General features: G+C 57.0%; 27 protein-coding genes. 12 read left to right on the forward strand and 15 right to left on the reverse strand.

The features are described from left to right. Positions 1–6: 6 nt before the first annotated feature. The 3 genes from pqqC to DHN55_RS12495 all read right to left on the reverse strand — a co-directional run bounded on the left by pqqC (position 7) and on the right by DHN55_RS12495 (position 2938). Positions 7–750: a pyrroloquinoline-quinone synthase PqqC gene (pqqC, locus tag DHN55_RS12480; protein WP_108881583.1), complete on the reverse strand. Its 744-nt coding sequence runs from the start codon at positions 748–750 to the stop codon at positions 7–9. 11 nt (positions 751–761) lie between these two features. Continuing rightward, entirely contained in the window at positions 762–1700 is a 939-nt protein-coding gene (pqqB, locus tag DHN55_RS12485; protein ID WP_108881857.1) for a pyrroloquinoline quinone biosynthesis protein PqqB, read from the reverse strand. Between the two features lie 332 nt (positions 1701–2032). Beyond that, positions 2033–2938 (reverse strand): quinoprotein relay system zinc metallohydrolase 2, encoded by a 906-nt coding sequence (locus DHN55_RS12495; protein ID WP_337660221.1) that lies wholly within the window; start codon positions 2936–2938, stop codon positions 2033–2035. Positions 2939–3592: 654 nt separating this feature from the next. Between DHN55_RS12495 and DHN55_RS12500 the strand changes: the two genes are divergently transcribed. From DHN55_RS12500 to DHN55_RS12515, 4 genes are all read left to right on the forward strand, one after another. Next, on the forward strand, positions 3593–5383 hold the full coding sequence (locus DHN55_RS12500) for a PQQ-dependent dehydrogenase, methanol/ethanol family (protein ID WP_108881586.1): 1791 nt from the start codon (positions 3593–3595) through the stop codon (positions 5381–5383). 231 nt (positions 5384–5614) lie between these two features. Continuing rightward, positions 5615–6082: a c-type cytochrome, methanol metabolism-related gene (locus DHN55_RS12505; protein ID WP_337660222.1), complete on the forward strand. Its 468-nt coding sequence runs from the start codon at positions 5615–5617 to the stop codon at positions 6080–6082. Continuing rightward, a complete protein-coding gene (locus DHN55_RS12510; protein ID WP_337660223.1) occupies positions 6069–6923 on the forward strand; it encodes a substrate-binding domain-containing protein in 855 nt (284 codons plus the stop codon). Before DHN55_RS12505 ends, DHN55_RS12510 begins: the two co-directional genes overlap by 14 nt. Further along, positions 6920–7504, forward strand: a complete 585-nt coding sequence (locus tag DHN55_RS12515; RefSeq protein ID WP_337660224.1) for a PQQ-dependent catabolism-associated CXXCW motif protein — start codon at positions 6920–6922, stop codon at positions 7502–7504. Before DHN55_RS12510 ends, DHN55_RS12515 begins: the two co-directional genes overlap by 4 nt. 18 nt (positions 7505–7522) lie before the next feature. Here the strand turns inward: DHN55_RS12515 and DHN55_RS12520 are convergent, their stop codons facing one another. Genes DHN55_RS12520 through DHN55_RS12545 form a run of 6 tightly spaced genes read right to left on the reverse strand, consistent with a single transcriptional unit; the run spans position 7523 to position 12477 of the window. After that, positions 7523–8155: a hypothetical protein gene (locus DHN55_RS12520; RefSeq protein WP_108881588.1), complete on the reverse strand. Its 633-nt coding sequence runs from the start codon at positions 8153–8155 to the stop codon at positions 7523–7525. Then, positions 8155–9006, reverse strand: a complete 852-nt coding sequence (locus DHN55_RS12525; protein ID WP_108881589.1) for an ABC transporter permease — start codon at positions 9004–9006, stop codon at positions 8155–8157. The genes DHN55_RS12520 and DHN55_RS12525 overlap by 1 nt, the downstream gene beginning before the upstream one ends. Continuing rightward, positions 9003–9749, reverse strand: coding sequence for an ATP-binding cassette domain-containing protein (locus DHN55_RS12530; protein ID WP_108881590.1), 747 nt, complete (start codon positions 9747–9749; stop codon positions 9003–9005). The genes DHN55_RS12525 and DHN55_RS12530 overlap by 4 nt, the downstream gene beginning before the upstream one ends. 54 nt (positions 9750–9803) lie before the next feature. Further along, positions 9804–10244: a hypothetical protein gene (locus tag DHN55_RS12535; RefSeq protein WP_108881591.1), complete on the reverse strand. Its 441-nt coding sequence runs from the start codon at positions 10242–10244 to the stop codon at positions 9804–9806. 29 nt (positions 10245–10273) lie between these two features. Continuing rightward, positions 10274–11251, reverse strand: coding sequence for a PQQ-dependent catabolism-associated beta-propeller protein (locus DHN55_RS12540; RefSeq protein WP_108881592.1), 978 nt, complete (start codon positions 11249–11251; stop codon positions 10274–10276). 20 nt (positions 11252–11271) lie between these two features. Further along, positions 11272–12477 (reverse strand): ABC transporter substrate-binding protein, encoded by a 1206-nt coding sequence (locus tag DHN55_RS12545; protein WP_443111112.1) that lies wholly within the window; start codon positions 12475–12477, stop codon positions 11272–11274. 152 nt (positions 12478–12629) lie between these two features. On the opposite strand from DHN55_RS12545, the gene DHN55_RS12550 reads away from it, so the two are divergent. The 4 genes from DHN55_RS12550 to DHN55_RS12565 all read left to right on the forward strand — a co-directional run bounded on the left by DHN55_RS12550 (position 12630) and on the right by DHN55_RS12565 (position 16096). After that, positions 12630–13664, forward strand: a complete 1035-nt coding sequence (locus DHN55_RS12550; protein ID WP_108881593.1) for a transporter substrate-binding domain-containing protein — start codon at positions 12630–12632, stop codon at positions 13662–13664. After that, positions 13664–14428, forward strand: coding sequence for an ABC transporter permease (locus DHN55_RS12555; RefSeq protein ID WP_337660225.1), 765 nt, complete (start codon positions 13664–13666; stop codon positions 14426–14428). Before DHN55_RS12550 ends, DHN55_RS12555 begins: the two co-directional genes overlap by 1 nt. After that, complete coding sequence (locus DHN55_RS12560) at positions 14425–15147, forward strand: ATP-binding cassette domain-containing protein (protein WP_108881594.1); 723 nt, start codon at positions 14425–14427, stop codon at positions 15145–15147. Before DHN55_RS12555 ends, DHN55_RS12560 begins: the two co-directional genes overlap by 4 nt. A gap of 136 nt (positions 15148–15283) precedes the next feature. After that, complete coding sequence (locus DHN55_RS12565; protein ID WP_108881595.1) at positions 15284–16096, forward strand: quinoprotein dehydrogenase-associated SoxYZ-like carrier; 813 nt, start codon at positions 15284–15286, stop codon at positions 16094–16096. Between the two features lie 36 nt (positions 16097–16132). On the opposite strand, the gene DHN55_RS12570 is transcribed toward DHN55_RS12565, so the two are convergent. Both DHN55_RS12570 and DHN55_RS12575 read right to left on the reverse strand, forming a co-directional pair. Beyond that, complete coding sequence (locus tag DHN55_RS12570; RefSeq protein ID WP_337660251.1) at positions 16133–16453, reverse strand: hypothetical protein; 321 nt, start codon at positions 16451–16453, stop codon at positions 16133–16135. Between the two features lie 53 nt (positions 16454–16506). After that, positions 16507–17205 carry a hypothetical protein gene (locus DHN55_RS12575; protein ID WP_337660226.1) on the reverse strand — a complete coding sequence of 233 codons (699 nt, stop codon included), beginning with the start codon at positions 17203–17205 and terminating at the stop codon, positions 16507–16509. Positions 17206–17355: 150 nt separating this feature from the next. Between DHN55_RS12575 and DHN55_RS12580 the strand changes: the two genes are divergently transcribed. Further along, the gene (locus DHN55_RS12580; RefSeq protein ID WP_108881598.1) at positions 17356–17853 is read left to right on the forward strand and encodes a hypothetical protein; all 498 of its coding nucleotides are present in this window, start codon (positions 17356–17358) and stop codon (positions 17851–17853) included. A 25-nt stretch (positions 17854–17878) separates the two neighbouring features. Here the strand turns inward: DHN55_RS12580 and DHN55_RS12585 are convergent, their stop codons facing one another. Genes DHN55_RS12585 through DHN55_RS12600 form a run of 4 tightly spaced genes read right to left on the reverse strand, consistent with a single transcriptional unit; the run spans position 17879 to position 21718 of the window. Beyond that, on the reverse strand, positions 17879–18568 hold the full coding sequence (locus DHN55_RS12585) for a response regulator (RefSeq protein WP_108881599.1): 690 nt from the start codon (positions 18566–18568) through the stop codon (positions 17879–17881). Next, positions 18565–20199, reverse strand: coding sequence for an ATP-binding protein (locus DHN55_RS12590; protein WP_108881600.1), 1635 nt, complete (start codon positions 20197–20199; stop codon positions 18565–18567). Before DHN55_RS12590 ends, DHN55_RS12585 begins: the two co-directional genes overlap by 4 nt. Continuing rightward, positions 20196–21167, reverse strand: a complete 972-nt coding sequence (locus DHN55_RS12595; protein ID WP_337660227.1) for a YVTN family beta-propeller repeat protein — start codon at positions 21165–21167, stop codon at positions 20196–20198. Before DHN55_RS12595 ends, DHN55_RS12590 begins: the two co-directional genes overlap by 4 nt. A gap of 2 nt (positions 21168–21169) precedes the next feature. Continuing rightward, positions 21170–21718: an SRPBCC family protein gene (locus DHN55_RS12600; protein WP_108881601.1), complete on the reverse strand. Its 549-nt coding sequence runs from the start codon at positions 21716–21718 to the stop codon at positions 21170–21172. 272 nt (positions 21719–21990) lie between these two features. On the opposite strand from DHN55_RS12600, the gene DHN55_RS12605 reads away from it, so the two are divergent. From DHN55_RS12605 to DHN55_RS12615, 3 genes are all read left to right on the forward strand, one after another. Continuing rightward, positions 21991–23235 (forward strand): PQQ-dependent sugar dehydrogenase, encoded by a 1245-nt coding sequence (locus DHN55_RS12605; RefSeq protein WP_108881602.1) that lies wholly within the window; start codon positions 21991–21993, stop codon positions 23233–23235. A gap of 94 nt (positions 23236–23329) precedes the next feature. Next, the gene (locus tag DHN55_RS12610) at positions 23330–23650 is read left to right on the forward strand and encodes a c-type cytochrome (RefSeq protein ID WP_337660228.1); all 321 of its coding nucleotides are present in this window, start codon (positions 23330–23332) and stop codon (positions 23648–23650) included. 84 nt (positions 23651–23734) lie between these two features. Continuing rightward, the coding region (locus DHN55_RS12615) for an alcohol dehydrogenase catalytic domain-containing protein (RefSeq protein WP_337660229.1) at positions 23735–24127 on the forward strand (393 nt) is incomplete at its 3' end.

The following is a 24127-nucleotide window of genomic DNA, read 5'->3' on the forward strand; positions in this document are numbered from 1 at the left end:
ACGGGTTCAATCTACCTCCGGGACGAATGCGCCGGGCGCAATATTTCCGCCCGGTTCGACATAGGCGAACTGCAGCGCATCCAGCATGGCCCAAAGGATATCACACTTGGTGATCAGTGCGTTGACACAAGCCTGCTGTTTTTCCGCGGTGTCCGCATGGCGCTGCACATAAGCCAGCGCAACTTCGGCGTCACGTGGTGCCTGATGCAGCCTGGGCTTGAAGTAAGCCAGAGTATCTTCGGTGATGTAATCGTATTTCGCCAGCATGGCCGGCACCCGTTCGCTGATGACTTTGGGCGAAAACAGTTCGGTCAGCGACGAGGCAACCGCCACAAGAAAGCTGCTCTGCGATACCAGTGTCAGGTACTGGTTGACCGCAAACCGGGTTGCGGGAAGTGCCTTTGCCTCGGACATCACCATGGCTTCGTCGAGCCCCAGCCCGGCGGCCAGCGCGATCCAGCGCCGGATGCCGCCGATCTTGTCGTCGGTGCCGTCGTGATCAATGATCCGCTCGCGCCATTCTATGCGAAACTCCGAGTTTTCTGCACGAGACAGGATGATGGCATCTTTCTTGGGGATGGCCGCCTGGTAGCAATATCTGTTCAGCGCCCAGGCCTGCATCTGTCCCTTTGTCAGCGTGCCGGCAGTCATCATTTTGTGGAACGGATGATTGATATGATATCGCTGGTCGCCGACATCGCGGAGAATTTCTTCAAGACGCGCGGCCGAGACCGCCTCTCCCGTGATCATCCATTCCTCGTTCACAGCTCCACCTCCTGCCCGTCATGGCCAACTTCCCACCCGGCACGTGCGACCACCTCCCGCTCCGGCGAGGCCGGGTCCAGCACAGGATTGGTGTTGTTGATGTGAACGAACACACGCCGGGCAACATCAACATCCTTGAGGGAAGCCAGCGAACCCTCGTCCCCGGACATGGCGATATGGCCCATGCGCGCGCCGGTCTTGGCGCCTACACCGGCATCCGGCATTTCCGTATCGGTGAAAACCGTACCGTCAAACAACAGGCACCCTGCACCGGATATGCGGCTGCGCAGTTCATCGGTGACACGGGCACAGCCGGGAATGTAATGAACGGCCGCACCTGCATCAGCGCCTGGCTCAGCAATGCGGACGCCGATCGTATCCCCGTCATCAGAACCGAAATTCACCGGATCGGAGTTGTCTTCCAGAAACAGGGCAATCTTTCCCGGCACCGCATAGGTTTCAATTTCGATGCCGAGTGGGCCATCCGGTCCTTCAATTTGTGTGGTGCCGCCCAACGGCAGCTCAATGCGATTGACCAGCGTTTCATCAAGAACCCGAAAAATCGGGTTGTTGGCCAGCGTGTCGAGGATTCTGGTTGACGCGTAGAGATTAAAAGCCTGCTTCTCGCGCAGCGTCAGCAGCCCGGCAATATGGTCGACGTCGGCATTCGTCAGCACCACCGCCTTGATGGGGGAATTACGCAACGCACCGTCGGTGTCGGGCTGCAGTTCCGGCGTATTGGATATCTGTTCGCGGATGTCTGGAGAGGCGTTGAACAACACCCAGTTGGCGCCGTCTGCCGAGGCAGCAATGCTGGATTGTGATCTCGGTGTCAGGCCGGTCCGTGCAGCCCTGACTTCACGGCTTAACCTGTAATTGCAGTTCCACTGCGGGAAGCCGCCACCGGCAGCCGACCCAATGATCTTTAACTTCACGACCACCTGCCAAAGCAAACGCGCGATCCGGCAAGCGGACGCGCGCGCCTGATAATGTCAGCCAAAACCACCCAGGCCGATAACGGCATGGGCGGCTCCGCTGGAGTTACTTGCTGACCGATGCGGGCAGGTAGCGGGAAATTTCAAACCCGGCTTCTACTTCACACATGGCTGGCTTTGACCAAACTTTCTTCATAATGAAGACCTCCAAACATGGCTTGCTGGCTCCAACTAGCGGGCCAACTCGAGCAAAAGTAACCAAGAATAGACCGAACGCAAAATCTTATTTTTTTCTAATTATGTGATCTGTTTGAAATATAAAGGAAAATTAATTATTCCCACTCAAGTTCGGCAAACGCTGCAGAGACGTTCCTGGCGTTGAAGTCGTCAAAAAGCAACCAGGCCTGCTTTTCATCGAGACCGATCTCCCGGGCTGCCCGGGACAGCGGCACGCCGCGTTCTATATAGTCGCGTATCTGGGTGACGAGGCCGTTCAGGTATCGTTTTTGCTCCGCCAGAGCATCGGGCCATGGCATTGCTGCCGGCCCGTGACCCGGCACGACACGGGTGATTTTCTCTGCCGCCAGCCTGTCCATCAGGTCCAGCCATCCCGTTATGCTGCCATCGATAACCGGAACATGCCCGGAAAACAGAAGGTCACCCATGAACATGGTTGCAGTCTGTTCGTCCAGCACGGTCAGGTCATTGTCCGTATGAGCGGTGGCATGGGCCTCCAGACGCAGTTTTCGGTTCCCCAGGTCCAGATACTCCACACCCTTTATGCCTTGCCCCGGCGGAATGATTTCCACTCCGTCAAAAGCCGCGCCAAGCAGCGGCTTGTTGGCCTGAAGATACTGGTCCTTGCGGGCCGCAAGTGCGCTTGTGAGTTTATGGTGGCCGATGAACTCCGGCTTCTCGCTGGTGAAAGCGGAATTGCCGAACACATGATCGGGATGCATGTGGGTGTTGATGACGTATTTGATGGGCAGGCTGGTACGGGCGCGAATGGCCGCTTTCAGCGCCAGGCCAACTGCCCTGCTGCCGCCGGTATCCACAACGGCGACCGCTTCACCGCCGATTATGAAGCCCATGTTGGAGATATCACCGGAATTTTCCGGCGTGAACAATTCATGTGCACCGGCATGCACGAACACACCTTGTGCAATTTCAGTAACATCGACAGTAACCGTCGCGGTATCCGCCCTCACCGTGCTGGCAACAGATGCGGAAACAGTCAATACAGCCAGCAAGCAGGCGATGACGAGCTTTGCAAACCGCAAAACAGATATGTTGCAAAGAGAAGTCACAGAAATTCCGTCAGCAGACATTTTCCAGCAGCCCTCGGTTATTGGGATATTGCGATGTTTCGGTTGCAACGGCTTCAAATTGATTGACCTTGCGTAATATTCGCAAAGCTCACCAATGTAGTATATGAGTGTTACAATGTAGTACCCAGATACTACGATCGTATTCAAATTCTGATTTGATTATGCAGCACTCTCCAAGAAAGTACACAGTAAACAATCGTTTATAATCAAATCGGGAAATTCCCCATATTGCATTTGCGAACAATATTTTGCGGCGCAATACGCGCATGAATATTGTCAGACAATCCGGATTATCCTGCATCATGGAATTGAAAGCTGCAAAAATAAGAAAAAATAAGTTGCACGAGCGCTGGCGAAAAAACATACTTTGCACTCAGGAACCATATTGGCCGTTTCCATATTGGAAATTCTACCTTTGTTTCTGAGTCCAAGAGCACCCGGCACGAACGCTGTGGCGGGGTGTGGCGAGATGGGCGATCCGCTTTGCTCCTGGTTCCAATACGTTGAAAACGACCAACGTCGCATCGACACTGTGGTCCAACAATAAGCGGAGGAAATTGAGTAATGCGGAAATCACTTCTAGCAACGACTGTCGCGCTGACGGCCCTTTTGGCCGGCGGAACAGCACAGGCAAACGATGGCCTGATGAAAGACATCGGTAACTCATCCAACTGGGCGATCCAGACCGGCGACTACGCCAACCAGAGATATTCAAAGCTCGACCAGATCAACAAGGACAACGTCAAGGACCTTAAGGTTGCCTGGACATTCTCAACCGGTGTTCTGCGCGGTCACGAAGGCTCGCCCCTGGTGATCGGCGACATGATGTATGTCCACACACCGTTCCCCAACAATGTGTATGCTCTTGATCTCGCCAATGACGGCGCGATCAAATGGGTCTACGAGCCGAAACAGGATCCCAATGTGATCCCGGTGATGTGCTGTGACACGGTGTACCGTGGTCTGGCCGCAGCCAATGGCATGATCTTCCTGCATCAGGCTGACACAACTGTCGTTGCGCTCGACGCAGCCACAGGTGAAGTCAAATGGTCGGTCAAGAACGGCGATCCATCGAAGGGTGAAACCAACACCGCAACGGTACTGCCGGTCAAGGACAAGGTCATTGTCGGCATTTCCGGCGGTGAATTCGGCGTTCGCGGCCATGTGACCGCGTACAATATGGCCGATGGCTCGGTTGCATGGCGCGGTTATTCCATGGGTCCTGACAGCGACACGCTGATCAACCCGGAGAAGACAACCCACCTCGGCCAGCCGGTCGGCAAGGATTCCGGCACCAACACCTGGGAAGGTGATCAGTGGAAGATCGGCGGCGGCACCACGTGGGGCTGGTTCTCGTACGATGCTGAAACCAACCTGATGTATTACGGTTCGGGCAACCCGTCGACCTGGAACCCGAAACAGCGTCCCGGGGACAATCGCTGGTCGATGACCATCTTTGCCCGTGACGTGGATACCGGCGAAGCCAAATGGCTGTACCAGATGACCCCGCACGACGAGTGGGATTACGATGGTATCAACGAGATGATCCTCGCCGACATCAAGGTGAAGGGTGAGGACCGCAAGGCCCTCGTACACTTCGACCGTAACGGCTTCGGTTACACCATGGACCGGGTAACCGGCGAATTGCTGGTGGCTGAAAAGTTCGATCCGAAAGTCAACTGGGCAACTCATGTTGATCTGAAGACCGGGCGTCCGCAGGTGGTGGCCAAGTACTCCACCGAGCAGAACGGTGAAGACGTGAACTCCACCGGCATCTGCCCGGCAGCACTTGGATCGAAGGACCAGCAACCTGCGTCGTTCTCGCCGAAAACGCAGACCTTCTTCGTGCCGACCAACCACGTGTGCATGGACTATGAACCGTTCCGTGTCAGCTACACGGCAGGCCAGCCTTATGTGGGTGCCACCTTGTCGATGTATCCGGCTCCCGACAGTCACGGCGGCATGGGCAACTTCATTGCCTGGGATGCCGGCGAAGGCAAGATCAAATGGTCCAAGCCTGAGCAGTTCTCGGTATGGTCGGGTGCACTGGCAACCGCTGGCGATATCGTGTTTTACGGCACGCTGGAAGGCTATCTGAAGGCAGTTGACGCCAACACGGGAGATGAACTTTACAAGTTCAAGACACCGTCCGGCATCATTGGCAACGTGATGACCTACGAGCGCGGCGGCAAACAGTATGTCGGCATACTGTCAGGCATCGGTGGCTGGGCAGGCATTGGCCTGGCAGCGGGTCTGACCGATCCTCAAGCCGGTCTTGGTGCAGTGGGCGGCTATGCCGGCCTGAAAAACTACACCCGGCTCGGTGGTCAGCTGACAGTGTTTGAACTGCCGTAAGGCAACACGTTCAACACGACAACAAAAGCGCCCGGCGTGCGGTTGGTTCCGCCGCCGGGTTCTTTAAACTGGGCTGGTTGTTGCAGCTGCGGGCTTGCGTCTGTCCACCATCACGATAACATTCCAGATCCAGTTGGAAGGGGCCGGTAGCCCGCTCCAGGAATTGTTTGATTATTAAATGAGGATGCATAAATGCGACCCGGATTGTTTGTACTTTCAGCGACTGTTGGTTTGTCTATTTCAGTTTTTTCCCTGTCCGCCCTGGCGGCCGATGAAAAGCGTGAGGAGGACGGCAAATGGCTGACCCCCGACGACACCATCACCTACAATGTCAAGGCAGACGGCGCAGTCGACTGGTACACCTACAACGGGTTCCGCCGCTATCATTCCGAATGCCATGTGTGTCACGGTCCCGATGGAATGGGCAGCACCTATGCCCCGGCCCTCATCGATTCAATCAAGAACCTCGATTACTACGATTTTGCAGAGGTCGTAATGAGCGGCCGCGAGCGCAAACTCGCCGACGGGTCAGTCAGCGTCATGCCGGCCTTTGGCGACAATAAGAACGTGTCGTGCTACGGCGAAGATATTTACGCTTACCTGCTCGCCCGTGCCGATGGTGCCATCGAGCGAGGCCGTCCGCGCAAGCGGGATGCCAAACCGGAAGGCGCAAAGGAAACTGAAAGTGCCTGCCATTAAACCCTCAGGTCAGTTTGTTGCACTTGCCGCGGCTGTATCGGCCGCGCTTGTTGTGTATGCCGGTTCCCCGGCACCGGTGTCTGCCCAGACAACCGACCTGGTCAACAGGTCATCACTGCGGGTATGTGCCGATCCGGCCAATTCACCGATGTCGAACGAAAAACGTCAGGGGTTCGAGAACAAGATCGCGGATCTGATCGGCAAGACATTCAACATCCCGGTTACCTACACCTGGTTCCCGCAGGCCACGGGCTTTGTGCGCCAGACGCTCAATGTGAAGAGATGCGACCTGATCATCGGATTTGCGCAGGGTCATGAGCTGGTGCAGAACACCAACCACTACTACCGCTCGATCTATGTGCTGTTCCACAAGAAGGGTAACGGGCTGGACAAGGTGGAGTCGCTTGACGATCCTGCCCTGGCAAACAAGCGCATTGCGGTTGTCGCAGGAACGCCGCCGGCAACCATCATGGCGATCAACGGACTGATCGGAAACGCCGTCCCGTTTCCACTCACGGTCGACCGGCGTCATGAAGCTCCCGCTGAAACAATGATCAGCCAGGTTGCATCCGGCGAGGTGCCCATGGGCATTCTCTGGGGTCCGATTGCCGGACCGCTGATAAAACAGATGGCTCCTGACCTCGCTGTCAGGCCGTTGAACAAGGAAACCAAGGGGCCGCGCATGTCCTATCGCATTACCATGGGACTGCGCCCGAACGAACCCGAATGGAAACACCAGCTCAACGAGTTCATCAAGAACCACCAGGGCGAGATCAACAAGGTTCTGCTGGATGCCGGAGTGCCCATCGTCAACGAGAAAGACCAGTTGATAAAGCAATGACGCTGCCGCCACACACGTTCGCGCGCACCGGAATTTGCAGGCTGGCGCTGGCAATCACCGTCATTTCATTGACCTGCGTAACGGCACGTGGCGAAGATGTTGCTGAACCTGACGACTACAGGATGGACCATTTCAGGGCCCCGGTCCCGGACACCCTCGAGGGTGCGCGGGTGGTGTCGTCGGAACAGGCATTCGAAATCTGGAAGGCAGGCAATACCGTATTTGTGGATGTGCTGCCGCAGGCGCCAAAACCCGACAAACTACCCAAGAACGTGATCTGGCGCGACAAGCCGCGCATTACCATCAAGGGTGCGGCCTGGTTGCCGAATGTCGGCTTCGGCAAGCTGCACGAGACCATGCATGCATTCTTTTCCGGTGAACTTGAGACATTGACCGGCGGCAACAAGTCGAAACCGGTTTTGTTCTATTGCCTGCTGGACTGCTGGATGTCCTGGAACGCCGCCAAGCGGGCCGTGGAATATGGCTACCGGGACGTCACCTGGTATCCCGACGGAACCGATGGCTGGACACTGCAGGATTATCCCACTGAAACCGTGCTGCCGAAATTCCCTGTGAAATAAACCTGAAACGCTTGCCGGTCAGCCATCGATGTTGTTGGCAACTTCACGGGCGATGAGGAACAATCTCTTTTCCAGCAGGGTCGGCACTTCGCACACGAACCTGGTCGATTTTTCACGGTCATCAAATATCCGCGTCTGCCAGTTGAGGCGCTCTTCTATTTCACGCCGCTCGGCCAGCTGCTTGTCCGACGGGTCCTGGTTCTTGAGCGAGACTTCAAGCTCTGCACGCGTCTTGCGAACGTTGTCTGCCAGCTCTCGCTGGCGTTTGGTAAACCTCTCAATGCCCGCAATGACTTCGCGCCGTTCCGCCGCGACGAGATCGAACGATGCGGCAAACAGGCGGGTCATCTCGACCTGCCGCTCATCGCCGGCGAGCTGCTTTGCAAAATCCGCAACGAACTGCGCCACCTGCTCCTCGCCATAGCGCCGGACGATCAGTTTCCTGGCCGTTGCAGCAGCGTTCGGGCTCTTGCTCCATTCGACCGCCGGCCCACTCAGTTCCGGCCCCGCCCACATCATGGCAGGGCTCAGTTCCGGCACTTTGACCTGGATGCACGGCCAGTCTTTTTTGGGTTCATAAGCCTGTGCCGGCACTGACAACGCCGAAACAGCAAGCACACTCAGAACGAGATTCAGATTGCGAAAGTTCATTACGATGCTCCACCGGGCCCGCCGCGACGCGCGATCAGGCCCTTTGACGGATTATAGGCAAACACGGCCAATGACAAAAACACCAGCGTGCAACTTGTCACGGCAGCCAGTGAAAACCAGTCCACCTTCAGATAAAGCGCGAACCGGATCAGCTCTACCGCATAGGTGAACGGGTTAAACTGGCAAATTTGATACAACAGCGGACTCGCTTCCTTCATGCGCCAGAGCGGATACAGGGCCGAGGACAGAAAAAACATCGGGAAAATGACAAAATTCATAACCCCGGCGAAATTCTCAAGCTGTTTGATCACCGACGACAGCATGAGCCCAAGACTGCCCAGCATCAGCCCTGACAGTACCAAAGCCGGCAACAGGGCAAAATAGCCCGCGATCGGCGGCTCGACTTCCCAGAACCATGCAATCAGCAGGAACACGTAAACCTGCAGGATGGAAACCGCCACGCCGCCGGCAAGCTTGGACGTGAGCAGGAACCAGCGCGGAAACGGACTGACCAGCAGCGATCGCATGGTGCCGACCTCGCGGTCATACACCATCGACAGAGACGACTGCATACCGTTGAACAACTGGATCATGCCAATCAGGCCGGGGGTGATGTAGACTTCATACAGCACATAAGTCGAGTACGGCGGAATGATGGACACACCCAATACGGAGCGAAACCCGGCGGCAAAGATGAACAACCAGACCAGCGGGCGAACCAGTGCGGCAATGAAGCGGCCACGCTGCTGCACGAACCGCAGCGCTTCGCGCCAGACAATTCCCGCCATGCATCGGTAATACTCAACCGGTCCCAGCGTGCGCGTGACATGTTTTGATGCCTCGCCGGTCATGCGGCATCCTCCGTCGCTTTGCGTCCGGTGAGGTCCGTGAAGGCATCCTTTATTGACGTTTCACCGGCCTGCTCGACGATGGTCTCGACCCTGCCGGCCGCCAGCACCTTGCCCTGATGAAGCACCACCGCCTGGTCGGTATCCTGAACCTCATCCATAAGATGGGTGGCCCACAGCACACCGAGACCGTCTTCGCGCATCAGGCGCCGGACATGATCCTGAATGTCCTGTCTTGATCCCACATCCAGGCCGATGGTCGGTTCATCCAGCAGCAGAAGCGCCGGGCGGTGAACCAGCGCCCGGGCGATCTCCACCCGGCGTGCCTGGCCGCCTGAAAGGCTCCTGACCTTGTCGTTTGCCCGGTCGGCAAGTCCGATGCGGTCAAGCTCTGACATGCTGCGCTCCCGCCCCTGCCGCACCGGCAAGCCGTGCAGCGCGGCATGATAGGTCAGGTTCTGCAGCACACTCAGGTCGCTGTCCACGGTGCGGTTCTGAAACACCACGCCAAGGTGTTGCAACGCCTGCACCGGCTGTCGGCGCACATCGTGTCCCAGCACCTCTATGGAGCCGCTGACATTGTCGTAAAGCCGGGTGATCAGTGAAAACAGCGTGGTCTTGCCCGCCCCGTTCAGGCCGAGCAAGGCACAAAACTGTCCGGACTCCACGTCAAGATTGACGTCCACCAGCGCTTTCCTCACGCCAAACGAATGCGAGACGCCCTTGATGGAAAGTGCATTGGTCATCGCAGATGAAAATCCAATCGGGCTGTCGTGCAACAATGGCGTGCAAGGCCGGGCTTACTTTACCGTGATGTTACCTTTCATGCCACGATCTTCAAGCCCTTCCACCCACCATTTGTAGGTCCCCGGCCGCACCGTTGAAAACTGCACCTGTATGGTTCCTTCATCATCGAATTCGAGCCAGGCCGGCGCACCTGCCATGTGTACCTCAAGGTCGGATATCACGATCTGGTTGACCCAGACATCGCGCCACAGGTCGGTTTTGAACTTGTATTCAAGCTCACCTGCCGCACTGATCTTCCAGCGATACCCCTGCCCGGAGATCAGCTTGAAATCCGTCTTGTTGACGGCAAACTGGTCGCCTTCCTTGCCGAGCTTCAGTTCAGGAACGGTCTTGCTGGACCGTGTGCGTTTCACATCATCATCGTCATCTGCGTAGGCCGGGACGGCGAGCAGCAGAGACAGGGCGGACAGGGCAAGCAGCTTGGCAGGTCGCATGATAGATTTACTCCGGTTTCTGTTTGAATTCAGTTAGGTGACACAACAACGCCCCAGGGAAGCTGGCCCACGGCAACCGACTTGACAGCCTTGCCGCTCGCCACCTCGATAAAGGTAACGTCGTTTGAGTTTCCGTTGGTTGAGATGACGTACTTCTCGTCAGGCGTGAACGCCAGCTGCCATACCCTCTGGCCAACCAGCACATACTTCTCAACTTCATAGGTTTCGGCGTTTATCATCGCCACCCGATTTGACGGGCCAAGCGACACAAACGCCTTCTTGCCGTCCTTGGTAATGCGCACGCCGACCGGCTGGATGGCTTCCGCGACCACGCCCTGAATTGCAAACGATATCTTGTGCTTGATCTCACGCGACGCATTGTCGATCACGCTGACCGTGCCGCCGATCTCCGACGACACCCATACTTCCGATCCGTCAGACTTGAATTCGGCAAACCGCGGCCGCGCATCAACCAGCACATTGTGGGTAATCTCGAAACTGTCGGTGTCAATGAAATGCGCCATATTGGTGGTCTCGGACGTATTGACCACGGACTTGCCGTCCGGCGAAACGCCCATGCCTTCGGGCTCGACGCCAACCGGAATTTCATTGATGACGGAGTTGTCCTCAAGATTGATGACGGTGACCAGATTGTCATCCTCGTTGGCCACGTAAAGCCGCTTGCCGTCAGGCGACAGAACGAACAGTTCCGGGTCGGGGCCCGAGGGCAGTGTGCCGACTATCTGGTGGGTCTTCGCATCGATGACTTCTATGGTGTCGTCGTCACTGACACACACGTAGATGAACTTGCCGTCATGCGACATGGTGATGCCACGCGGCCGGTTACCGGTCTTGATGGTCTTGATGACCTCCTTCGTGCCGGTATCGATAACGCTGATCGAATTGCCTTTCTCGTTCGACACGTAAGCCGTGAACGCCGCAGCAGGCAGTGCGGCCAGGCATGTCAGGCAGCTTGAGGTCAGCAGTGCAAGAACGGTTTTTTTCATGTTGGTCCCTCGATCCAATGTCATTTGTTGAGCTTGCAGCTGGTTTCCGGCTTGTCATGGCCCAGCGTGTCAAGTTCGGAGAACTGATGCAGAAATCCGCTTTGCGGTGAGACTGACACCACGTTTTTGCCGTCTGCCAGCAACACCGGTTGCCGCAATTGCAGGTTCCAGTCACGCAGCGTGATCTTCTGGCCCTTGAACGCCGCAATGGAAAACCCCGGATCCTTGATGTAGGCGTCGATTTTTGCCGGATCGGCAGATTTGGTGCGCGTGGCGGCCTCACCGACCATGCGGATGGCGGTCCAGGCCTGCATATCGATACCCAGCATGCGCCGCCCTGCGTGTTTGGCAAACCGGTTTTGAATTTGCGCCGCCCCCCAGCCTTCAAAGGCCGGATGCCAGCTCACCGGCTGCAACCCGGCGGACCCTGTGACCGGGCGCGGCAGCCAGGTGCGGTACGGAAGGTAGGTGCCAAACACTTCACTTTCGTCTGCAACCACAACCACGTCATGGTCTTCCGCGTCCTGCGAAAACACCGGCATCTGTTTTTGAACCTGGGCGTGTCCGGAGTCTGTCTGGCGCGCACCGCCGGTATCGACATACTCCTTTTCACTTACGATCCTGGCACCATACCGGGTTGCGGCACGGCGCAACGAGGCGGCCCACGCCTTGTCGGCAGGGTTTGATCCGAACACCAGGAACCAGTCACGCCATTTCTTCCAGATCAGATATTGCGCGAGACCATCGGCAAGGATCGCCCGGCTGGGCGCCGTGTGAATGACATTGCTCCGGCAGTCTTCGTCGCGCAGCCTGTTGTCCCTGGCGCCGGCATTGAAAATCACCACGTCGCCGGCGTCGAAATGATCAGCGGCTTTCAGGACATTGTCTGCAGAAACGTCGAGTACGAAAAACCGCACGCCCTGTTCATACAACTTGTCCAGGGCCGGGATCAGGTCTTCGTCCGGTGACAGCCTCACATCATCCAGCGTGAACTCCTGCCCCACGAAACGGCCCGTGGTATTGTTGTCGTTAATGCCCACCTCGGCACCGGCCAAGCCGAGATTCTTTGGCGGCTGATCGAGCACCGAGATGGTCAGTCGACCCTTTTCGACAGTCTGCAGATACCCGATGGCGATCTTGTCCGCCGCCGCTGCAACGGCCGTCAACTGGGTAAGGGCCAGGAGGCCGGCGAACCAACTCAGTCTTCTGAAACGTTTTACAAACAAGAACAAACCCAATACTTATTATTTTCTTATTTAATTTTGACTTTCTGATTTCAGCAATAACTATGCGGATGCAGGATAAAGCTGTCAATCCATTGAAGAGCGCATCGAACACGTGTAATAAATCCGTCACACTAGTTAGTTGAAAGAGTCGGATGGTGATCCTCAGGTCAGGCAGCAACCATAAGTGGCACACACGGGCAACGGCGCGCTTTGTGCAAGGCCTGACCGCCGTGCTTGTCTCTTTGGTTGTGCTGGCTGGGTCCCCGTCCAGTCATGCCGAACCGGTCATCAAGGCTGGTGTCCTGAAATTCGGTACGGTGAACTGGCTGCTGGATGTGGTGCAGCACAACAAGCTGGATCAGCGTGAAGGCTATCGCCTCGAGCAGCTTGAGCTGGCTCGCCGTGACGCGACCTCCGTTGCGCTTCTGGCCGGCGAGGTGGACACGATTGTTGCCGACTGGTTCTGGGCACTCAGAGAGCGAAGCGCCGGCGAGAAACTGGTGTTTCATCCCTACTCCCGGACACTCGGGGCGCTGATTGTCAAAAACAACAGCCCGATATCGACACTTGCCGACCTCAAGGGACGCAAGGTGGGCGTCGCTGGCGGGCCGCTGGACAAGAGCTGGCTTCTGCTGCGGGCGTGGAGCAGGAAACTGCAAATCGGAGACATTGCGGACATTGCCCGGCCGGTATACGCAGCACCTCCCCTGCTGGCGGAACAAATGCGCAATGGCGATCTTGACGCGGTCCTGATCTATTGGCACTTCGCCGCAAAACTGGAAGCTGCGGGTTTTAGGCAACTCTTCGGCGTTGACGAGTTCATGCACGGACTGGGCATAAAAAACCCGCCGCCACTGATCGGCTTTCTGTTTCGCAAGCCGTCATCACCCTCTCAACAGCGCACATTCGCAGGCTTCATGCGGTCCGTGGATGCTGCCTCCCGGCTCTTGCTGGACAGCGACGCCGAATGGAGCCGCATAAGGTCTCGCATGGGCGTAAAATCAGATGCGGAGTTTGAAACACTGAAGCAACGTTTCAGGCTCGGCCGCCTGCAGGGCTGGACACCTTCGGATACCGACAGTTCGAAAGCGCTGTTTGATCTGCTGCTGCAAACCGGCGGTGCCAGGGTAGTTGGACGCGGGGTATCGTTTGACCCTGACGTGTTCAACGCGCAATCATCCCGGTAATGGCATCCAAACCACTCGACACACTCAGTCGCATCTCATGGATGATGACTTCTGTTATCAGTCTGCTTGCAGTCTGGTGGATTGCGGCGCTGTTGATCCAGAGCCGTTACCTGCCGCTGCCGCAGGATGTATTTTCCATACTGGCGACGGAACTCGCAAACGGTGAGTTGCTGTTCCACGTCTCCATGACACTGATGCGTGTTGCCGCCAGTTTCCTGGTTGCCATGGTCATCGGCTCCGCCATCGGAATTGCCATGGGCCGGCAGGCCTGGGCCGACCGGCTGTTTGACGGCTGGCTGATGTTCTTCCTCAATCTTCCCGCCCTGGTCACCATCGTGCTGTGCTTCATCTGGTTCGGTCTGACCGAAGTCGCCACCGTGTTTGCAGTTGCGATCAACAAGATACCCAACGTGGCTGTCACGCTGCGCGAGGGTACGCGGGCCCTGGACCCGGCCTATGAGCAGCTGGCCAGGGCTTACAGATTCAAGCAATGGAAAACACTGCGCCACGTCCTGCTGCCGCAGCTGGCCCCGTATTTTGCCGCCGCTGCCAGGTCCGGGCTGGCCCTTGTCTGGAAAATCGTGCTGGTGGTGGAACTGCTTGGCCGCAGCAATGGCGTCGGTTTTCAGATTCATCTGTATTTTCAGTTGTTCGATGTTGCCGCCATCCTGGCATATGCGATTTCGTTCATTGTGGTTGTGCAACTGATCGAAACTTTCATCCTGCAACCCTGGCAGCAGTCGGCAGTGCGGTGGCGCACATGACGGCATTGCAGCTCGCGATCCGGCACAAGTCGTTTGCCAGAGCGGATGGCGAACTGAACGCCATTGAAAACATCGAAATCGAGATTGCCGAAAACGAATTTGTGGCGGTATTGGGCCCGTCCGGATGCGGCAAGACCACCATGCTGCAGATCGCAGCCGGGCTCGACAATGACTATGCCGGGTCGGCGCGCTACGCTGACGGATTGAAGGACAGGATGGCCTATGTTTTCCAGTCGCCGACACTGTTGCCGTGGCGAACAGTTCGCCAGAACATCGAACTGGTGTTTTCAAACCCGCAGGCCCATGCAGATGACATAGCTTCGGTGCTCGAGGCCGTTGGGCTGGCGGGCTCGGAAGACATCTATCCATTGCAGCTGTCCATGGGCATGCAGCGTCGCGCCTCACTGGCGCGCGCGTTTGTGCTGCGGCCGCAGTTGCTGCTGATGGATGAACCGTTTGTGTCACTTGACGAACCGCTGGCAGCGCGTTTGCGCGACCTCCTTCAAACCATGCTGGCTGGCAACCCCGCCAGTGTTCTGTTTGTTACCCACGACTGGCGTGAAGCCCTGTCGCTGGCCGACAGGCTGATTTTCCTGAGCCCGGGGCCGGCCCGGATTACCGGTGAACTGGCTGTTTCACTGAGCCGGCGGCAACGCTCAAACCCGGCGGAACTGCAGTCTTTCAGGGATGCGAACGAACACCTCTTCCAGTCCGGCTAGTCTTGATGGATATGCCGCCGGGCGATCACAAAAGCGCGACCCCGTTTGGCGCTTGGGCCGGAATAGTGTATACAAAAATCGATTTCTGCCGCTAGGAAATCAGCGACGAACCACGCCCCGCCTAGGAGAATCTTTGATGCGAAAGCTTGCCATTGCAACCTCTGTGTGTGCGGCTCTGATGCTGCCGGTACCCGCATTCGCTGGCAACACGCCGCCGGAGACTACCTGGCAATCGATCAAGGGCGATATCTTCGATAAGACCGCGTTCTTGAATGGTGAAGACGTGATGAGCATGGACGCGCCCTACCGGGCTGAAGATGCCGCGATCGTTCCCATTGTCATCAAGGTGCAACCTGACAGCGGCATCCGCAAAGTCACCGTTGTGATTGATGAAAATCCTGCTCCCATGGCCGCCGAATTCACCTTTGGTCCAGCTGCCGCGTCGGCATCGTTCTCATCCCGCTTCCGCGTCAACAGTTATTCATGGGTGCGCGCCATCGGCGAAACCGAAGATGGCAGGCAATTCATGATCAAGAAATTCGTCAAGGCATCCGGCGGCTGTTCCGCGCCTGCGTCAAAGGATGCGGAGGCCGCGCGTGCCCTGATGGGCAAGATGAAACTGAGGATCTTCAAGGCAGGAGAATCCAGGGTACTCGAACAGTCGAACGGCACGCGCGAAGCCCAGATCATGATCCGTCATCCGAACAATTCCGGCCTGCAGATGGATCAGGTGACCATGTTGCACATACCGGCCCATTTCGTGGATTCCATCGAGGTGAAACGCGGCAAGGATCTGGTGTTGAAAGTCGAGGGCGGCATCTCGCTCAGTGAAGACCCGAACATAAGGTTCTTCTACAAGGCTGCAGGCAGCGGTGATTTTCTGGTCAACGCGTCAGACACCGATGGTCAGGTCTTCAAGAAAACCTGGCAGGCCCAAAAAGGCTCCTGAACGCAGCTGCGTCGGCACGGGCGCGCGGCAAGGGTTTTAAAAACACCTGATCTCTGCTTCCGCCTGCGCCCGGCGCAAGATATCCACTTTGTTTCGCATAAGCGGAGACGTCCTGAATATCGACGTGTTTTCACCACCCTTCTGGACGACCATAAGTACGGTTTCAGCACCGACATACTCATCGTAGGTGATGATTGACGCGATCAGGTCGATCGAGCACGAACATCTCTCCAGCGCATTCCGTGTCTGGCCATTGACCGCCATGCAGCCGAAAACATAGTCGGCCCGGGCGGACGTCGGATAGTCATTGATAAAACCCTTGTCCTGCCCGCTGGCCGGACCGACGGCCAGCAGCATGAAGGTAGCTGTGACACTGGCCACCCAGCCGGCGGTTGCAGAAGGCTTCCAGGTCATTTTGCCTCCTGCGAATTGAATGACATGTATTGTTTTCTCAACACAGCAGAGCCCGACTGAGTGCCAGGAATGGTGCTGGATATGCTGACAATACCGCCGGGCACCTCATCGGACACAACGAACTCATAGATCGTATTCTGGTATTCCGGTACCCGCTGCATGTTCGGATCGCCGGTGAAAGGTACCAGCGTGATTTTGTGGCCCGAAATCTCGCGTCCGTTATGCTTGATCCGGGTCTGTTCAATCTTTGCACTTTCACGCATCGCCTTGCGTATCTTGTTGCGGAAATAGGCCGGAATACCGCCAAGATGACGTTTGAAATCATAGGTGTCCTGTTCGAGCAGGATCATGATGGCCGGATTGCCGGACGTCTGCGGAATGGGACCTATGTTGCGCGCCCGCGGCCCGCTGTAGATGTGCAGATGAGCGGTACGCTTGCTGCTGTCCTTCTCGTCTTTCAGCACATCAAGCCGAATGGTGTCACTCAGGCCCTGGCCATATTTTTGCTCGTCACTGCTGATGCGTTTGAAATCGTAAACCAAAGTGGTGTCAGGTTTGACCGACGTCAGGTAGGGCTTGTCAAACAACAACGAAGCGACCGTCTCGGGCTCGGTGGCAAAGGCGGAGCTGGCAAACGTCAACCCAAACACAATCGTGATAACGGACAGAACTCTCGTGACTATATTTAGTTTCATCTTGTAGTATCTTTCCGGCGTATCGGGGCTGAACAAGGCAACAGACCAGCACAGTTGTCTGACCGCATCAAGGCATCAATTCGCACCCAAACGCTGAATTCTGTCATCTGGTGAGTTGGTTTTTACGTAAGCGGTTCACGCCGGGTGGAAATGTTCAAAGGACCCCAGGTTGCTGTTGTGGCAACCGGATCGGATGTGATGTCGACAATCGCCAGCATTGTAGCCGAGTTGATCTCCGTCGTCGGGCTGTCCATGAACTCCCCGGCCATGGTTGTGTCGCAACCGGTCATCCGGCAACTGGACGCAAGCGAACTGCAGCACAAGGTATGTGGCAAGCCGTGCAGGGTGTTGGCCTGGTACGGCCCGGACGGCATCATTTACATAGACAAGCGTGTTGATCCCAGGCGCAACATTGTGGCCAGGGGTATTCTGCTGCACGAACTGGTACATCATGTGCAGCGCGAAGCCCGCGGCGGCAACGCCACGGACTGTGTGGAATGGTTGAAACGGGAACGCCAGGCTTACCGGATTCAGGCCCAGTGGCTGTTTGACAACGGCATCGATGCTTCACCGCTGATCTGGCAGGTGCGCACCGTCAGGTGCAATCCCGACGCATTCGGCAAGCAACCAACGACAGAGCAAAACTGATACCGGCCTGGTTGGTTCCGGCAGGTCACGGCCGTGTAAACATGAAGCCCTTGCCGCGCACGGTGCGAACACAGGCGCGGGCATCAGGCCCCAGCGTGCCGAGCTTGCGACGCAGATATCCGATATAGACGTCGACCACATTGATTGCCACGCCGCCCTGGGCATGCCAAAGCGCATCGAATATCACCTCGCGGGACAATGGCTGTCCTTCGTTTCGCATCAGGTACAGAAGCAGGTCGGCCTCCCGCTCGGTCAACTCAGTGCGATTGTCTTCAAATCTCACTTCCCTGATTGCCCGCTCATAGGCGAGGCGGCCATGGCTAACCACATCGCCGTCATTGTCAGGGGTATCTTCCGGCCGCCTGCGCTGCTGCGCGGTGATACGTGCCAGCAGTTCCTCAAACGCAAACGGCTTTACGACATAATCATCCGCTCCTGCCGACAATCCATCGACCCTGTCATTCACCGCATCGCGTGCCGACAGCATGATGATGGTGGCCGCATGATCCTGGTTCCTGAGATTCCGGCACACATCCAGCCCTGAACAGCCCGGCAGCATGACGTCCAGAACAATCACATCGAAATGGTTGTGGCGCACGTTTTCCAGGGCAGTCTCACCACTTGCCGCATGCATTGTCGCAACGCCTTCCGCCTTGAAATTCCGCTGCAGCAGGGAGGCAATATCCGGGTCATCTTCTACGATGAGAACCTTCACGTCGTCTTGTCCTGATCAATTGATCCGCTCATGAGTGGCAAGGTGACATGGACAGTAACTCCCGGTCCATCCACATTATTGCCAAGTGAGATGGAACCCGAATGTTCCTCGATCACCCACTTCGCCAAATTGAGGCCAATGCCAAAACCGTCGCCTTCTGTTTCGGCCTGCAGGTTGTCACCGCCGGCTCGGGTGAAGCGCTCAAACACATGCGGCAGGCTGTCTGGATCAATGCCGCGCCCCTGGTCTTCGACCGTGATCACTGCATTTTCGAGCTGTTGCGAAACGTTGATCCTGATCAACGTTTTTTCCGGCGAGTTCTTCACCGCATTCACGATCAGCCCGCCCAGCACCTGGCGCAACCAGTCATAATCCCCCAGGATGGCCAATTCTCCCGATACCGCTGCAAGCTTCAGTTCAACGCCGCGGCGCTTCGCCGGCCTGGTTTCGTCGCCGACTGCATCGCCAACCACCTGGTTGAGGTCAATGCGCGTCGACGACAGATCAAGCCGCCCGCTTTCAGACCGTGCCACCCTGAGCATGTCGTCGACCCGGCGGCGCAGTTCCTGCACCCGGCCCAGTATGGTCTCGAACGACTGCCGCATGTCGGCAACACCGGGGCGGGCCTTGGCATTGAGATTGTACTCGGCCTCTCCCTGGACAACGGTCAAAGGCGTGCGCAGTTCGTGACTGATGTCTGAGAAGAAACGGCGCCGGTTGGTGTCGATCTTTTCCAGTTTTTCGTTGGCCTGGCGAAGGTCAGCCGTTTGCCGGTCAACCGTTTCCTGCAAGTCCCGCTGGGCGGTTTTCAGCACGTCTTCACGCGCAGCCAGACTACCGGCCATCATGTTGAACCGGCGCATCAGGTCGGTCAGCTCATCGTGGCCGGTCGGATTGAGCCGTGTGGTCAGCTTTCCCTCGGCAATTGCTTCGGCGCCCTGAACCGTTTCGGCAATGCGTCTGAGCAGTGGCAGTCCGAAGCGAAAATAGATCAACAGCGACAACAATACTGTTGCGCTGACCAGGGCAATGGCTATGGCGATAAAGCGTTCGCGCAGACTTGCAATCCGGCGATGCATGGTAGCTGACAGCTGTCTTTCATTGTCAATCGCCTGAAACAGAATGGGCGAGATGCCGATGCCAAACGCATTCAATGCCCCCTGCCCGCTTGCCGCGCTGGTACTTTCCGCCAGCGCACTGCCCATGGATCTGTGCAGGTTATCGAACTGGGCCTTCATGCGCGACAGGTTCAGGCCTTTCGTCGCCGCTGCGGACTTGTCATCGCCGGTCTCGCTATCGACTTCCAGCACGTTGAGTGACAGCAGGCGGGTGAATGTCCGCCGGACCGGTTCATAGGCCTGGTTGATCTGCTTACGCGCCAGCTCGCGATTGGCTTGCGGTGCAATGGCTGCGCTTGCAGCATCGCGGTACTCGCTGAGACGGCTGGCCAGCACGAGATATGTCTCGATGCGGATTTGCGCTGCCTGTGCTTTGTCGACCAGCTGTTGTGAACTGGTCAGTCCATAAGTCAGCAGCGCGGCGGAAATGGCGCTTATCACCGCAGCACTGAGCAGCAACAGCAACACCCTGGTTCGCAACGACCCCAGTTGCGAAACTCTGCTGCCGTTCATCGGTCTGCGACACTGGCGATGAAGTTGCCAAACGCCCGGGGACCGTCGCCCACCGTCACGCTTGTGGTCACCTCAAGTGTCTCCGCATCAATGCGGCTGAGCGTATTGTCGAACCAGTTTGCGACCAGAACACTGCGCCCGTCTGATGCCACTGCTATGCCTTCGGGATATTCACCAGTCTCCAGTGTTGCCAGCACCTGCAGCGTGGCCTCATCGAACACCGTCACCGTGCCGCCATACTGGTTGGTGGCGAACCCTTTGCCCTTTGCAAAAGCAACGGCATAAGGATGGTCACCCACCTTGACCGTGCCGACCGCCTCGCGCTTCCTGATATCGATGACCGTAAGTGAATTGGAGCCGACGTCTGCTGTCATCAGCCTGTTGCCGTCTGGCGTGAAGGTTATCCCGAACGGCCGCTCGCCGGTCCCGACAGTCGCGACCTTCTCGTGGCTGTGTGCATCAAACAGCGTGACCTGGTTGCTGTCGCGGTCTGCACTTGCCAGTAACGAGCCGTCGGGCGAAACCGCCAGCCCGGATGGAGATTTCCCGGTCTTCAGTGCCGCCTTGATGTCACCATTGTCCGCATCAATTACGAAAACCTGATGCTCGTACCAGTCAGCGACATAGACATGACTGCCGTCAGGATGGATGGCGACACCAAGCGGTCCACCACTCAGATGAACGCGTTTTACGACCTCGGCGGACATGGTATCCAGAACCGTCAGGTACTTGCCCTCCGGGCTCGTGACGTATGCACGCCTGCCATCCGGCGACACCACAACTCCAGCGGGGTTGCCTCCGACCTTGATCGTCGTTTTGACCTGCATGGCCGCAACATCGACCACACTCACATCATCACTCGACTGGTTGGTGACAAACGCAAGATCACGCGCCAGCCCGGCATTTGCCGTTGCCCAGGCAACAACAAAAGCAGCCAGGGCCGCACGCGCTGATCGCAGCAGGAGCAAAATCAACTCCCGCCGTTCTCGAGTTCCTTTTTGAGGGCATCAAGCCCGCCGCGGTAGACACCGCTGACAGCCTTGATCGCTGCCGCTTCGTTCAGCTCCGGCGGCGGATCATTGTTCGGGTAGCCGCGATAAAAGGCACCGCGCCATTCAACCAGGGTCTTCTCGTCGCCCATCGGCTTGACGGTCAGGTGGGACGAGTAATTGGTTACCGGCAGCACTTTCACATCAACCTTGTTGATACGATAGGAATAGCTCATTTTCTCGGTGCTGTATTTGTACAGCTCTTCGTCGATTGTAGCCGTCCCGTCGCCCTGCAGGGTGAGGACACGTTTGGCGCCGATGTCGTTGCCGTTATTGCCTTCGGTCTTGGCAACGGCAGGATGCCACGACATGTCCTGGAAATTGCCGATACGCGCCCAGACCTTGGCGGACGGCACATTGATCTCGACTGTTTCGGTGTGCTTCTTCCGTGTCGGGCCATGTGCGACAGCCAGTGACGCCATTGCCACAAGTGCCACACCGGTCACTACGCTACGCCTGACAATACTCATCCATTCCTCCCTGCGGTTTTTTATTATCCTGATCGGGCAAGCCGATGTCTCGCCACGTCGAAGACTAAACATGCTCGCTTGAAATTGCCACAACAACGTCCCGCCGGACCTGTGCTGCCAGTACACAATGCCGCCTGTTTCGTCAGATAACCTCATTCCGCAAGATGGGAATTAGTCTCACGTAGTATTCAACTACTACCGCAGGCAATCGCTTATGACGAATGCTGTTGCCGGTCGGCTTCTATAAAAAATAAAGCGGGAGGAATACCGAAATGCGCAATACACTAATTGCATGCCTTTTCTTGGCAAGTACTTCACTGGCAACGGCCCAGACAACGGACAATCTCGAAAAGCTCAGCAAGTTCCAGTCAACCGGTGTTACTGAATTCACCTTCATTGAACAGACCGGCAAGAACGCTGATGCGATCAAGAAAACTCTTGAAAAAATCAAGTTGCCCGCCGGATTCAAGATTTCTCTGTATGCCATTGTGCCCGACGCCCGTCACATGGCGGTCGGTCCACAGGGCATCGTGACATTTGTCGGCACCCGCAAGACCAAGGTCTGGTCGGTTACCGACCGCAACAAGGATCGCGTAGCTGACGAAGTGAAAGACTTCGCGCCATCGCTGTCCATGGCGATTCCGAATGGTCCGTGCTTCTCGCCGGATGGTTTCCTGTACATTGCCGAACAGAACCGTGTGCTGGTCTACCCTGCGGCCGAGTTCTTTTACGAGAGCCCCGACGTGGCCGCGTTCAACGTGTTCAAGGCCGGCGCGCTGGTTCCAAAATCCGAAGAAAGCTACAATCACACAGCACGCACCTGTCGAATTGGCCCCGACAAGAAGCTCTACATATCACTTGGGCAGCCCTTCAATGTTGCGCCCAAGGAGAAACTCGATCTCTACAATGAACAGGGCATTGGCGGTATCATCCGCTCCGACACCGACGGCAAGAACCGCGAAGTCTACACCTACGGCGTGAGAAACTCCGTCGGCATGGACTTCAATCCCGCCAATGGCGAGCTCTGGTTCACCGACAATCAGGTGGACGGCATGGGCGATGATATTCCACCAGGTGAGCTGAACCGGCAAACGTCCATGGGCCAGAACTTCGGTCACCCCTGGTATGGCGGCGGTACCGTGCGCACCAACGAGTACAAGGGTGAAGAGCCACCGGCTGACATCGTGCACCCTGCCGTTGAAATGGACGCACATGCCGCCGACCTTGGCATGGCGTTTTATTCCGGCAGCCAGTTCCCGTCCAAATACAAGGGTGGCATTTTCTCCGCCCAGCACGGATCGTGGAACCGGACCACGCCAATCGGGGCACGGGTCATGTTCACGGCCGTCAACGAAGATGGCAGCGTTGGTGCCACCGAGGTGTTTGCCGATGGCTGGCTGGACAGCAATGGCGAATATCTGGGCCGGCCCGTCGATGTCGCACAATTGCGCGACGGCTCGATCCTGGTATCCGATGATCTTGCCGGAGCGGTTTACCGCATCTCCTACGGCGAGTAGCCGTTCGTGAGGAAATCGGCCGCCGGTCCCGATTTATTCGGACCGGCGGCCTTTACAGTTTATGTTCAGGCACAGTGTGAAAAGGTCCATGCCAATGCGTAGTTTGGTTGTCCCGGTATTGATGGTTCTCGTTTCGGTAACGCCGGCAAGTGCGGATTCCGAGGCCGGCAAGAAAATGGCAAAACAGAAATGCCAGGTCTGCCATGGGATCGACGGCATCGCCAAAATCCCGATAGCGCCCCATCTTGCCGGCGAAAGCCAGATTTACCTGGAAACCCAGTTGAAGGCGTTCCGGAGCGGCAAGCGCGAACACGAGATGATGACCGTTGTTGCGAAGGGTTTGAAAGACGGCGAGATCACCAGCCTTTCGCAATGGTACAGCTCCATAAAAATAACAGCCACTATGCCGGAATAGGCGCGCCGCCAACTCGGCGTTTGCTATTCTCAACCTACATGGCAATTTGAATTCCAAGACGAAATACCCCAAGGGAGAAAACTTATGAAAACCCGTGCAGCTGTTGCATTTGAGGCGGGTAAACCGCTGGAAATCGTCGAAGTGGACCTTGAAGGTCCCAAGGCCGGCGAGGTGCTGGTCGAGGTCAAGGCGACCGGCATCTGCCACACTGATGAGTTCACCCGCTCCGGCGATGATCCAGAAGGTGCGTTTCCCGCCATTCTGGGCCATGAAGGCGCCGGTGTGGTGTTAGAGGTCGGGCCCGGCGTGACCTCGCTGGAAGTGGGCGATCACGTGATCCCGCTGTACACGCCGGAATGCCGCGAGTGCGAGTACTGCCTCAACCCGAAAACCAACCTGTGCCAGAAAATCCGCTCCACGCAGGGCGCCGGCCTGATGCCGGACGGCACCAGMCGGTTTTCCTACAAGGGCGAGAAG

The organism is Anderseniella sp. Alg231-50 (genome assembly GCF_900149695.1).
Lineage (GTDB): Bacteria > Pseudomonadota > Alphaproteobacteria > Rhizobiales > Aestuariivirgaceae > Anderseniella.

Excerpts from the sequence above, each read along its gene's own strand:
- pqqC (WP_108881583.1), bottom strand. The coding sequence starts at position 750 with ATGATCACGGGAGAGGCGGTCTCGGCCGCGCGTCTTGAAGAAATTCTC.
- DHN55_RS12500 (WP_108881586.1), top strand. The coding sequence starts at position 3,593 with ATGCGGAAATCACTTCTAGCAACGACTGTCGCGCTGACGGCCCTTTTG.
- DHN55_RS12515 (WP_337660224.1), top strand. The coding sequence starts at position 6,920 with ATGACGCTGCCGCCACACACGTTCGCGCGCACCGGAATTTGCAGGCTG.
- DHN55_RS12520 (WP_108881588.1), bottom strand. The coding sequence starts at position 8,155 with ATGAACTTTCGCAATCTGAATCTCGTTCTGAGTGTGCTTGCTGTTTCG.
- DHN55_RS12525 (WP_108881589.1), bottom strand. The coding sequence starts at position 9,006 with ATGACCGGCGAGGCATCAAAACATGTCACGCGCACGCTGGGACCGGTT.
- DHN55_RS12530 (WP_108881590.1), bottom strand. The coding sequence starts at position 9,749 with ATGACCAATGCACTTTCCATCAAGGGCGTCTCGCATTCGTTTGGCGTG.
- DHN55_RS12535 (WP_108881591.1), bottom strand. The coding sequence starts at position 10,244 with ATGCGACCTGCCAAGCTGCTTGCCCTGTCCGCCCTGTCTCTGCTGCTC.
- DHN55_RS12540 (WP_108881592.1), bottom strand. The coding sequence starts at position 11,251 with ATGAAAAAAACCGTTCTTGCACTGCTGACCTCAAGCTGCCTGACATGC.
- DHN55_RS12550 (WP_108881593.1), top strand. The coding sequence starts at position 12,630 with ATGGTGATCCTCAGGTCAGGCAGCAACCATAAGTGGCACACACGGGCA.
- DHN55_RS12555 (WP_337660225.1), top strand. The coding sequence starts at position 13,664 with ATGGCATCCAAACCACTCGACACACTCAGTCGCATCTCATGGATGATG.
- DHN55_RS12560 (WP_108881594.1), top strand. The coding sequence starts at position 14,425 with ATGACGGCATTGCAGCTCGCGATCCGGCACAAGTCGTTTGCCAGAGCG.
- DHN55_RS12565 (WP_108881595.1), top strand. The coding sequence starts at position 15,284 with ATGCGAAAGCTTGCCATTGCAACCTCTGTGTGTGCGGCTCTGATGCTG.
- DHN55_RS12570 (WP_337660251.1), bottom strand. The coding sequence starts at position 16,453 with ATGCTGCTGGCCGTCGGTCCGGCCAGCGGGCAGGACAAGGGTTTTATC.
- DHN55_RS12575 (WP_337660226.1), bottom strand. The coding sequence starts at position 17,205 with ATGAAACTAAATATAGTCACGAGAGTTCTGTCCGTTATCACGATTGTG.
- DHN55_RS12580 (WP_108881598.1), top strand. The coding sequence starts at position 17,356 with ATGTTCAAAGGACCCCAGGTTGCTGTTGTGGCAACCGGATCGGATGTG.
- DHN55_RS12590 (WP_108881600.1), bottom strand. The coding sequence starts at position 20,199 with ATGAACGGCAGCAGAGTTTCGCAACTGGGGTCGTTGCGAACCAGGGTG.
- DHN55_RS12600 (WP_108881601.1), bottom strand. The coding sequence starts at position 21,718 with ATGAGTATTGTCAGGCGTAGCGTAGTGACCGGTGTGGCACTTGTGGCA.
- DHN55_RS12605 (WP_108881602.1), top strand. The coding sequence starts at position 21,991 with ATGCGCAATACACTAATTGCATGCCTTTTCTTGGCAAGTACTTCACTG.
- DHN55_RS12610 (WP_337660228.1), top strand. The coding sequence starts at position 23,330 with ATGCGTAGTTTGGTTGTCCCGGTATTGATGGTTCTCGTTTCGGTAACG.